Origin of the sequence: Bradyrhizobium sp. Leo170, from assembly GCF_004296405.1 — a bacterium.
Classification (GTDB): Bacteria; Pseudomonadota; Alphaproteobacteria; order Rhizobiales; family Xanthobacteraceae; genus Bradyrhizobium.
The window spans coordinates 1-9619 of the sequence record NZ_PSRR01000335.1 but is presented as its reverse complement, the minus strand read 5'-3'; the positions used below and the strand labels follow the sequence as shown (position 1 = coordinate 9619).

Annotated in this window: 9 protein-coding genes; 4 read left to right on the top strand and 5 right to left on the bottom strand. The window is 61.1% G+C overall.

Annotation, left to right across the window (positions count from 1 at the left end):
* Positions 1–102: 102 nt before the first annotated feature.
* Positions 103–1098 carry an SMP-30/gluconolactonase/LRE family protein gene (locus CWO89_RS35650; protein ID WP_130583105.1) on the bottom strand — a complete coding sequence of 332 codons (996 nt, stop codon included), beginning with the start codon at positions 1096–1098 and terminating at the stop codon, positions 103–105.
* A gap of 216 nt (positions 1099–1314) precedes the next feature.
* A complete protein-coding gene (locus CWO89_RS35645; RefSeq protein ID WP_245476727.1) occupies positions 1315–1890 on the bottom strand; it encodes a GlcG/HbpS family heme-binding protein in 576 nt (191 codons plus the stop codon).
* Positions 1891–2067: 177 nt separating this feature from the next.
* Between CWO89_RS35645 and CWO89_RS35640 the strand changes: the two genes are divergently transcribed.
* The 3 genes from CWO89_RS35640 (at position 2068) to CWO89_RS35630 (ending at position 4477) form a co-directional block, all read left to right on the top strand.
* Positions 2068–2283 carry a dodecin family protein gene (locus CWO89_RS35640; protein WP_130583104.1) on the top strand — a complete coding sequence of 72 codons (216 nt, stop codon included), beginning with the start codon at positions 2068–2070 and terminating at the stop codon, positions 2281–2283.
* 259 nt (positions 2284–2542) lie between these two features.
* Positions 2543–3688 (top strand): GGDEF domain-containing protein, encoded by a 1146-nt coding sequence (locus tag CWO89_RS35635; protein WP_130583103.1) that lies wholly within the window; start codon positions 2543–2545, stop codon positions 3686–3688.
* Between the two features lie 300 nt (positions 3689–3988).
* Positions 3989–4477 (top strand): hypothetical protein, encoded by a 489-nt coding sequence (locus CWO89_RS35630; RefSeq protein WP_130583102.1) that lies wholly within the window; start codon positions 3989–3991, stop codon positions 4475–4477.
* Positions 4478–5107: 630 nt separating this feature from the next.
* Here CWO89_RS35630 and CWO89_RS35620 read toward each other — a convergent pair.
* From CWO89_RS35620 to CWO89_RS35610, 3 genes are all read right to left on the bottom strand, one after another.
* Positions 5108–6277, bottom strand: a complete 1170-nt coding sequence (locus CWO89_RS35620; protein WP_130583100.1) for an acyltransferase family protein — start codon at positions 6275–6277, stop codon at positions 5108–5110.
* Positions 6278–6425: 148 nt separating this feature from the next.
* The gene (locus tag CWO89_RS35615) at positions 6426–8039 is read right to left on the bottom strand and encodes an acyl-CoA synthetase (protein ID WP_130583099.1); all 1614 of its coding nucleotides are present in this window, start codon (positions 8037–8039) and stop codon (positions 6426–6428) included.
* Between the two features lie 57 nt (positions 8040–8096).
* Complete coding sequence (locus CWO89_RS35610) at positions 8097–8864, bottom strand: FadR/GntR family transcriptional regulator (RefSeq protein ID WP_130583098.1); 768 nt, start codon at positions 8862–8864, stop codon at positions 8097–8099.
* 153 nt (positions 8865–9017) lie between these two features.
* Between CWO89_RS35610 and CWO89_RS35605 the strand changes: the two genes are divergently transcribed.
* Positions 9018–9619, top strand: a 602-nt coding sequence (locus tag CWO89_RS35605) for an ABC transporter substrate-binding protein (RefSeq protein ID WP_165421461.1), incomplete at its 3' end; no start/stop codon positions are given.

The window sequence follows — 9619 nt, the reverse complement described above, 5'->3', positions numbered from 1 at the left end:
TGCCATTGAAGCCTTTCGCGGACAAGATGAGCACCGGCCGATAACGCCGCAGTCGGCGTCGGCCGGCGCGTCTCTCCTACACTACGGCAAGTCGTTCACGTCTTACTTTAGCGGAACTGGCACGATCGCGAATGGACCGGGATCCTTCCCCTTGTTGGGGCCGATCAGGTAGGACAGCTTGCCCTCGGCGATCCATCCGGTGTTGCCGACCTGGGTCACCGAAACAGGCTCGGCCAGACCATCCTTGATCACGTCGACCCTGGCCTCATCGCCCGTCACCGTGACCTTGTCGAGCCGGCCGGCGCCTTCGACCAGCAGGAAGTCGCCGCCAAACGCGCGCATCGCATCCGCATGATCCAGCGGACGGGATGGCTTCAGCTCGGTAATCTCCCCCGCCTTGCCATCCTTGACCGCGATCCTGAACAGTTTGGCGGGAATGAAGGTCGTGACGTAGAGATGGCCGTCCGATCCGACCGCGATGCCGTCGAGCCCGACCCCGTCCTTTGCCGGCGCCAGCAGCGGATCGGTCGCCCACACGTCGAGCGCCGTGCCGCCTGGCTTCAGGCTGTAGATATACGGGGCCAAGGAATCGGTGATGTAAGCGGTTCCGTCACCGCCGATCGCGATATCGTTGCAAAGCGATTTCGGATCCTTGAGCTGAAAGCTCGCCTTCGGGGCGCCGGTGGCGAGATCGAAGGTTTTCAGCCAGGCGCCCTTGGTCTCGCCCGGACCGGCAACGCCCGAACCGCTCAGGTCGTTGGAACAGACGTACAAGGTACGGCTCTTTTCGTCGGCGAGCACGCCGAGCACCGAACGGCTGCCGTTGGCGCCAGGCGAGATGAACTGCTCCGTTTTTCCGCCAGGCGCGGCCTTTATGACGCCGCCCAGGTTGAAGCTTCCGATATAGAGCGTGCCGTCGCTGGTGGCCGTAACGCTCTCCGGATGGCTCTTGTCGGGAACGCCGACCGGCGTCTCGGCATGCGCCATGCCGAGCATGAGCAATATCAACCCGGCCGCGCCGAGCGCCCATGCATTGTGGCTCTTGAGCAAGTCTCCCTGTCGCAGCGAGCACAGGGCAACGCTGTCATTCTGTTTCATGTTTTGGTTCCTGATGGACGTGGGGTGGACGAGGCAATGCCTCGAACGGACGATCATCGATCGATGATCGTTCACTGCGCGTCCTGCAGGACCGGAACTCCGTAGCTCTTCCGGCCCGGCTGTTCGCATCCGATATATAGCGCAACATACAACGATGCGAAAGCCGCCACCTTCTGCGGATCGCCTCGGCGATCTCGCCCTATCGCGCTTCAGGCGTCATTTGCGATTGAGAGCCTCGATGCCCGCCTGGCAGACGACAGCATCCTGCGCGCCTGCTCCTCCGCTGCATCCGATCGCGCCGATGACCTTGCCTTCGCTGATGATCGGTATGCCGCCCGGCGATGCGACCAGCGTCGGATCGAGCGTCATCACATAGGAATGGCCGGTCTCCGTCAGATCGAACATGCCCTTGGTGTCGCGCCGAAAGCGCGCGGCGGTGCGCGCCTTGTTCTGGGCGATGGTTGGCGATGCCAACATGGTGTCGTCCATTTTCACGAAATAAGTCAGGTCGCCCGACGGCGATACGACGGCGATGGCGATCTTCCACCCCCGCTTGGACGCTTCTGCAAACGCGGCGTCCACCGCTTGTCGGGCGAGATCCAACGAAATCGGCGTCCCATAGGGAATGTCGGCGGGCATCTTCTCGGGGACGCCGGGCGGCAGCGGCTGTGCCGATGCTGCTCCCGCGGGGATCACCGCGGCGCAGGCGATCATCCAGGTAGCGAAACCGTGACGGAAGAGGAAAGGGACAAAGGCAAACAGCCGTAACGCCAGGAAACCCAGATGGATCATGATAAAACCCAGTTGTGGCCGCAAGATCAAAGCACAACTTGAGGCTGATGCTCAAGTTGCCGAACGATCCCGCAGCCTGCGGCCGTGGCGCGTCCTTTCAAGGCCGATATCGTGATGCTAGTTTCGACGGCGGCAGGGAGCACCTGCTTCCTGCTTCATTCCGGACAGGAGGACGACATGCCTGAGAGCGTCTACAAGGTCATCGAACTGATCGGTACCAGCAGCGAATCCTGGGAAAAGGCCGCGGCCAACGCGGTCGGGCAAGCCGCAAAATCTCTCCGAGATCTTCGCGTCGCAGAGGTTGTCAAACTCGATCTGCAACTGGACGCCAAGGGGCAAGTCGAGGCCTATCGCGCCAAGCTTAACGTATCGTTCAAGTTCGAGGGCTCCTGACGTTTTCGCAACCTCGCCCCGCTCGCGGGGCGAGGTTGAACTTGATCGGAGTCCGCTTCCACACTGATCTCAATTCGAGGTTTCAGAATATCCAGTATCCCTCTCTTTTCGCTTACGAAATCCGCTGCGCCAATTCGATGGTTTTCGACCGAAAGCGATAACCATTTGATTACCGTGCACTGCAAACAACCTGCGCCCCCATCATTTGGGTAACGATCGATGACGTATTAAGGCCCCGATCCCATCTCGGCCCGGCGTCATGCTTCTCGACCAGTTTTCGATTCTCGTCGCAATCGGCTTCTCGGGCGCGTCCCTCGGACTCACGCTCTGCATGATGTGGGTGGTCGGGAAATCCGAGACCCACCTGCTGAGCTGGTCGATCGGCCTTGCCCTTATCGTCGCCGGAGTGGCGTTCTTTGGCAGTATCATTCAAAGGTACGATGCCAATTTGCTGCTGGTGTCCTTCGTGCTCCTGATGTCCGGCTTCGGATTGCTCTACGCGGGCTCAGCCAAATTTTGCTCAAGCCGGTTCAATTGGTTCACCGTATTCGCAGTTGTCGGCCTTGGCGTTCTGTCCACATCGGCCGCATTCGCGATGGGCTATTCCGGCACCGGGACGATCGCTGCAAATGTAGTGATCGGCATGCTGCTCCTTCTGACCGCTTTCCAATACTGGACGGCACGCGCCGAATCCCCGCTTCTGATGGCCGCCAATGCGACGCTCTATCTGATCGCCGCACTATCATTCGTCGCGTGTGGCTACGCGCTGGCCGAGCAAGGCCAATTCGTCCTGACCGCTCGTCCGTCCAATTGGGCCGAAGACATCAATTCCATCGTTGTGATCGCCGGATTGACCGGCATCGGCACATTGTCCCTCACCCTCAATCAGGCGCGGATCGCGAACCGGCATAAGTCGGAAGCCATGACGGACGCCTTGACCGGACTCTTAAATCGCCAAGCGCTGTTTGACGGTCCGCCCGGCCATGTCCCGGTTGGCACCGCCGTCGTGGCGATGGATCTGGACCACTTCAAGACCATCAACGATCGGTTCGGACACGATTCCGGCGACCGGACGTTGAAGGCCTTTGCCGAAATCATCGCCGCAAATGTCCGTTCAGACGATCTGGCCGCGCGAATTGGCGGCGAAGAGTTCTGCATCGTGATGTTGAACTCGAGTCCGAGGGCATCGGCAGCCGTTGCCGAGCGCATAAGAGCGCAGATCGAGGCGATGTCCGTCCCTACTCCTTTGGGCCCCATCCGGACAACCGTAAGCGGCGGAATTGCCCACGCCACCGGATCCGAAACGATCCAGTCGCTGTTGATCCGCGCGGATGAAGCTCTCTATGAGGCGAAGACCTCCGGCCGCAATCGCGTGAAGCTCTCCAACTTCGGATTGGCTGCCTAGGCTCTGCCGTCGCGGGCTCATACTTGAGCGATGCCCACCGCGGGCGGCAGGGCAGACAAAGGCTGGACACGTCGGCGACGTCGGCTTGTGACTTAAACCGGGCATTTCCACCCAAGAACGAACTCCGGCCGGAAAGTCGAGGTTTCGCTAGAGCCCGCCGTGACCGAATTGTGGCACGTGCGTCAAGTTGTCATTTCTACAGAAGGTTGAAAATGCCATCATTGGATGGCGCGAAGATCCATTCGCGTTCGCGTCTTGATCGTTCGTGCTCATTCTCATTGCAAACGGAGGGTACGTACTATGGAAAGCGCACGCAGGTACGCCTTAGCCTCTATCATCTTTGCATTTGCCCCGTCTGCTTTTGCCGCCGAGCTACCAAAGGAAGGCAACTTCGACTTCACTGCATGCTGGTCGGGCACGAGTAATACCATCTCATTTTCCAAGACCCACACTGCGCTAAGCTATGAGCAGACAGGTTCTATTCGAAGCAATCCTCCGGGCGGAATTTTCGATAAGGAAACATTCCGGTGCGTAGGGATGAATGCCTCTCTTGGCGGGAAGATTACCGGCACCACCGTCTGTGAGGCTACTGACGGGGACGGCAATAAGCGACTTTCGTACTTCTCAATTGCAGATGGAAAAGTAACCAGGGAGTCTGTTGCGGGCACTGGGAAGTACGAGGGTATGGTCACGAACGCCACGGTGCAACCGCTCGGACCTTTCCCAGTTGTCAAGGAGGGGACGTTCCAAGACTGCAATCACCAGACTGGTACCTACAAATTGAAGTGATACTGCACTTTGTGTGCGAGGGCCGCTTTTGAGCGGCCCTCTTCGTTGCCAGAGTCCGATTGCGACCCCGAGCCGAATAGCGCTTAAGCCGCTGGCATGTCGGCTGCCAGCGGCAGACCGGGCGCCGCTTCATGCTCGCATGCACGGACGCATTTGACCCTCAGCCGGTCCTCATGGCACCGGCGCTGTGTCGCTGTGCTAGCGAGCCCGGGCGCTACACTTATTTTCTGAACAACTGCTTTGACGGGGCGTCGAACCTGGCTACGGGCCGATCCATCTGCCAGAGCTCCACATCATGGCTGTCGACAAGACGCTCGGCGGATTTGATGGCTGTGTCATCATCGACACAATCTATCCGAACCACTCCAATCGATCGGCCGTGCAGCCCAACGATGTATGCATGATAGACCGTCATCTTGGCCTCCAAGCAGCGCGAACGCCGCGCGGGTGAATTTGCCGGCCCCGACGCTCGAAGCGGACAATCATCTTCTGTCCTTATCGCCATGGCGGAACCGAACGCTTGCCCAGAGGTGAATGGCAAGGCGTGTAAATTCCATGGGGATCGCCTTGTCCTTTTATAAAGGCCACATAAGGCTGTCCGGCCCAGATCGGCCTTTTCTGACGACCGCGTCAGATCATGCGTGCGACGAGCGGAATTCTTCGCAGCAGGATGGTCGCGCCCCAACTGATGAACAGCGTGCCGAGGAAGACGATCGCGAATTTGACGAACACGGGCAACGGCGGATCATAGACGAGATATTGCAGCCAGATCAGCGGAACGAAATGCACGAGATAAATGCCGTAGGCCGAAGGCCGCATCGCATCGAGGAACCGAAATCGTGATCGCGCAAAGCGCAGGAACAGCGTGGGCACCGTGAAGGTCATCGCCGCGTTGAACATGGCAAACGCCAAGCCATAGGCGATCTGCCACCACAGCGGCGGTGAACGGAAGTCCGGCAGCACGCTATGATGGACGTAGACCAGAAGCAGGATGACGCCGTAGAACGCGAGCCCGCAAGCGAGCCACAGCATCCAGCGCTTCGCCACATCCCGGCCCTCCGCCAGTATCCCGCCTCTCAGGCTGATGGCGCCGACCGCGACGCCGGTGAAGAAGTAGCCGGTGTAAAGCAGGATGCGGCTGGTCTGGATCGGCAGCGGATAATGGCCGGGCACGAACCAGGCGGAATCGCCGAACTCCAGGTGGAGCGGCAGGTAGATGATGATCGAGAAGATCAGGAATAAGGCGAAGGCCGCCATCGGCTGCTGACGGAAGCCGTCGACGAGTTGCCCAAGCGCTGGGATCGCGCGAGGTGCCACGGCCCCAATCAACGCGGCGATCGCGTCCAGCGCGAGCAGCACCCACAGGAACCAGGCCGACCCCGACGACCACGGGCCGACCGTGACCATGTGCCAATAGAACTGCGGGAAACTAAGCTCCGTCACGTGGTAGCGGTAGTAGGCAATCGGCATCAGCACGAAGATCGACACCAGGTACGGGATGCCCAACCGCCACGCGCGGCTACCGAGGAAGTTGGCCGGCCCCCTGCGCGCCAGGCTGTCGTGCACGAACAGGCCCGAGATGAAGAACATGCAGGCCATGAAGAAGCTGTCGTTGAACAGCGCGATCAGATCGAAGCCGAGCCATCGCATCCGATCGCCGCCGATGCCGAAATAGGTGTAGTTGATCACGCCGTGATACAGGACCACCAGGAAGGTGATGAAGGTGCGCGCGCGGTCGAGCGGAACGATGCGTGTCCCGGTCGTCCCGGCCAGCCCGGTGGCATGGGATTTCTTGAGCATCGGCCCCTGCGTGTCGCAATGATGCTGCATCGCTGCCGCGGTAAGCCATCGCAGCGACACAACCATACACTGTCGCTACGGGAATCCGATCAGCTACCGCGACGCGATCCGTTCACGCCCGCTTGATCGGCTGCGGGGTTCGGAATTCTCAGCCCGCGAAATTTTTCTGAATCGCACGATCGAGTGTTTCGCTGCCAAGAAAACGCGTCCGCAATTCCCGCTTCAGCAATTTGCCGCTCGGATTCTTGGGCAGGCTGTTGACGAAGAGCACGCGCTTCGGCACCTTGAAGTGCGCCATCTGGCCGGCACAGTGCTTGATGACGGTCTCCTCATCCAGCGTTTCGCCAGTCTTCACCACCACGATCGCGGTCACCGCCTCGATCCAGCGCGGGTCCGGCAAGCCAACCACCGCGACTTCGGAGACCGCCGGCAGGCGATAGACCATCTCCTCGACCTCGCGGCTTGCGACATTCTCGCCGCCGGTCTTGATCATGTCCTTGACGCGGTCGACCACGGTGACGTGCCCCTCGGCATCGACGGTCGCGAGATCTCCGCTATGGAACCAGCCACCGGCAAAGGCCGCTTCAGTCTTGGCGGGATCGTTGTAATAGCCGGACAGCAGATGCGGCGAGCGGTGCACGATCTCGCCGACCTCGCCCACCTTGACGTCCTCCATGTCGGCATTCACCACGCGCGTCTCGACATTGAGAGCGGGCTTGCCGGCCGATCCTGCCTTGCGCAATTGATCCTCGGGCTTCAGCACGGTCGCGAGTGGCGCGATCTCGGTCTGGCCGTAGAAATTCCAGAACTTCACACCCGGCAGGCGCCGCTGCAATTCGAGCAGCACCTCCACCGGCATGATGGATGCGCCGTAATAGCCCTTTTGCAGGCTCGAAAGATCGGTCTTGTCGAAGGCCGGCGAGCGCAGCATCGCGATCCAGATCGTCGGCGGCGCAAAGAAGGCGTTGATCCTGTGGGCCGCGATCAGCGCGAGGATGTGATCAGGCACCGGCTTTCCGGTGAGCACGTTGGTGGCGCCGAGATAGATGCCGGGCCCGAGGAAGACGTCGAGCTGCGCGCAATGGTAGAGCGGCAGCGCATGCAGGATGGTGTCCTCAGCCGCCATGCCGCCATCGATGATGCAGCTCACATATTGCCACATCACCGCTTCATGGGTGAGGACGGCGCCCTTGGGCAGCGACTCCGTGCCGCTGGTATAGATGATCTGCGCGACGTCGCGGCTGTCGACGGAAGTCTCTAACGGCGAAGCGTCGGCGGCAAGCAGGTCCGCAAAGGTCGTGATGTCCTTCGGCGGCGCAGCGGCATCCTCACCCAGAAGCCAGATCAATTTCTCGACCTTCGTGCCCTTGGCGGTCGCGGAGCGGCCGGCCTCGACGAGATCGGGGCCGACGGCGAGCAGCTTCGTGCCGGAATTGGCGAGGATGAAATTGATCTCGTCCGGGTTCAGCATGAAGTTGATCGGCACCACGATCGCGCCAATCCTGGCGAGCGCAAAGCGCAGCGCCGCAAAGGCGTGCGAGTTGCGTGACAGCACCGCGACGCGGTCGCCCTTCGTCACCCCGAGCCCGCCGAGGCCGCGGCCCAGGCGGTTGCAGATCGCGTCCATCTCCGCATAAGTCCAGCTCACGTCGCCGCAGACCAGTGCCGTCTTGTCGGGATAGCGCCGGGCCGAGCGGCGGAGCAGGTCGCCGATGCTTTGCTCGCGCGCCTTCTGGATCGTCGTGGTGATGTCCGCGGTCATTTTTCCCTCCCTGAACGTCCGCTGTTTATTTCTGGTTCGGACGATGCGTTTTCGGTTCTATTTGCGCCGAACCGCCTGTGCATGCTCCATGTACATGTGTTCGACCGACCGGTCGAGCGAAGCGATCCGCTCGAAGCCGCGGCGCCAGTCCTGCAAATGACGCCGCGTCCACTGCACGCCCGCCGCCTTGTCGCGCCGCCGGATCGCTTCGAGCAGATGGCGATGCGCCTCGACCAGGCGTGAGGCGCCCTGCGCGACATGGCTCACGATCATCTCGGTGGTCGGAAAGAACAATTGCGCGGCCGGCTCGCGCGCGAGCTGCAGCACGCGATTGTGCGAGGCTTTTGCCAGCAGCACGTGGAAATCCGCATCGCACTCGGCGAGCGCTGCGGGATCGGCGATCACCTGCTCGCTTCGCGCCAGATTGTCGGCGAGCTCGGCAATGTCCTCTTCCGTGGCCCGTTCGACCGCGCATTCCGTGCTCGCGATCTCGAGCGTCAGCGACACCTCGAACAATTCGCGGAACGTGACTTCGTGGAGCACCAATGCGCGGCTCAGGCGCGTCGCGAGCTTGTTGTAGCGCGGCAGGCAGGCCTGCAGGCGGCGGCTGGAATCGCGCCGCAGCAGCCCGCCTTCCTCCAGCACCCGGATGCCCTCGCGCACCGTCGAGCGGTTGACGCCGAATTGCCGCACCAGTTCGAGCTCGGTCCCGATCGGGTCTCCCGGCTTGATGCGGCCGCTGACGATCTCGCGCTCGATCGCATCCGCCACCTTCTGGTAAGCGGGCGCGACGTCGATCCGTCGAAACAGCGGGGAAGCGGGCAAAGGCGACCTCAATGTCGGTTGTCCGACAAAGTATCCCGGCGGCGACGGTGCGTCAATTCGGCCGCACACACGCCTCGTGTCGACAGCGATTGACTTCGACGGAACCCAAATCTACTTTGTCCGACAAACTGATAAAAACACGGAGGAGACCCCATGAAGCCCATCGCAAGGATGGTGTCGACGGCTTGCCTGTTGTCGGCGCTATTGATCGTATCGGCATCCGCGCAGCAGCCAGCCGCGACGCCGCTCAAGATCGGCGTGCTCACCGATTTCTCGTCGGTTTATTCCGACATCGGCGGCGCGGGGAATGTCGAAGCGACCAAGATGGCGATCGAGGAATTCGGCGGCACCTTGTTCGGCAAGCCGATCGAGATCGTTTCCGCCGACGTGCTGAACAAGCCTGATATCGCGGCGACCATGGCCCGCAAATGGTGGGAGAACGAAGGCGTCGACATGATCATCGATTTGCCGACCTCCGCCACCGCGCTCGCGGTGATGGAATTGTCCAAGCAACACGAAAAGATCATGATCGTCACGGACGCCGCGAGCTCCGACATCACCGGCAAATCTTGCGGTCCCTATGTGGCGCACTGGACCTACGACACTTATTCCAACGCCCACACGGTCGGCAGCGCCATCGTGAAGAACGGCGGCGATAGCTGGTTCTTCATCACCGCGGACTATCTGTTCGGCCATTCGATCGAGCGCGACACCGGCGATGTCGTGAAGGCCGCCGGCGGCAAGGTGCTCGGCAG

Coding starts and splice junctions, on each gene's coding strand:
- CWO89_RS35640 (WP_130583104.1), top strand. CDS start 2,068: ATGCCTGAGAGCGTCTACAAGGTCATCGAACTGATCGGTACCAGCAGC.
- CWO89_RS35645 (WP_245476727.1), bottom strand. CDS start 1,890: ATGATCCATCTGGGTTTCCTGGCGTTACGGCTGTTTGCCTTTGTCCCT.
- CWO89_RS35620 (WP_130583100.1), bottom strand. CDS start 6,277: ATGCTCAAGAAATCCCATGCCACCGGGCTGGCCGGGACGACCGGGACA.
- CWO89_RS35635 (WP_130583103.1), top strand. CDS start 2,543: ATGCTTCTCGACCAGTTTTCGATTCTCGTCGCAATCGGCTTCTCGGGC.
- CWO89_RS35630 (WP_130583102.1), top strand. CDS start 3,989: ATGGAAAGCGCACGCAGGTACGCCTTAGCCTCTATCATCTTTGCATTT.
- CWO89_RS35615 (WP_130583099.1), bottom strand. CDS start 8,039: ATGACCGCGGACATCACCACGACGATCCAGAAGGCGCGCGAGCAAAGC.
- CWO89_RS35650 (WP_130583105.1), bottom strand. CDS start 1,098: ATGAAACAGAATGACAGCGTTGCCCTGTGCTCGCTGCGACAGGGAGAC.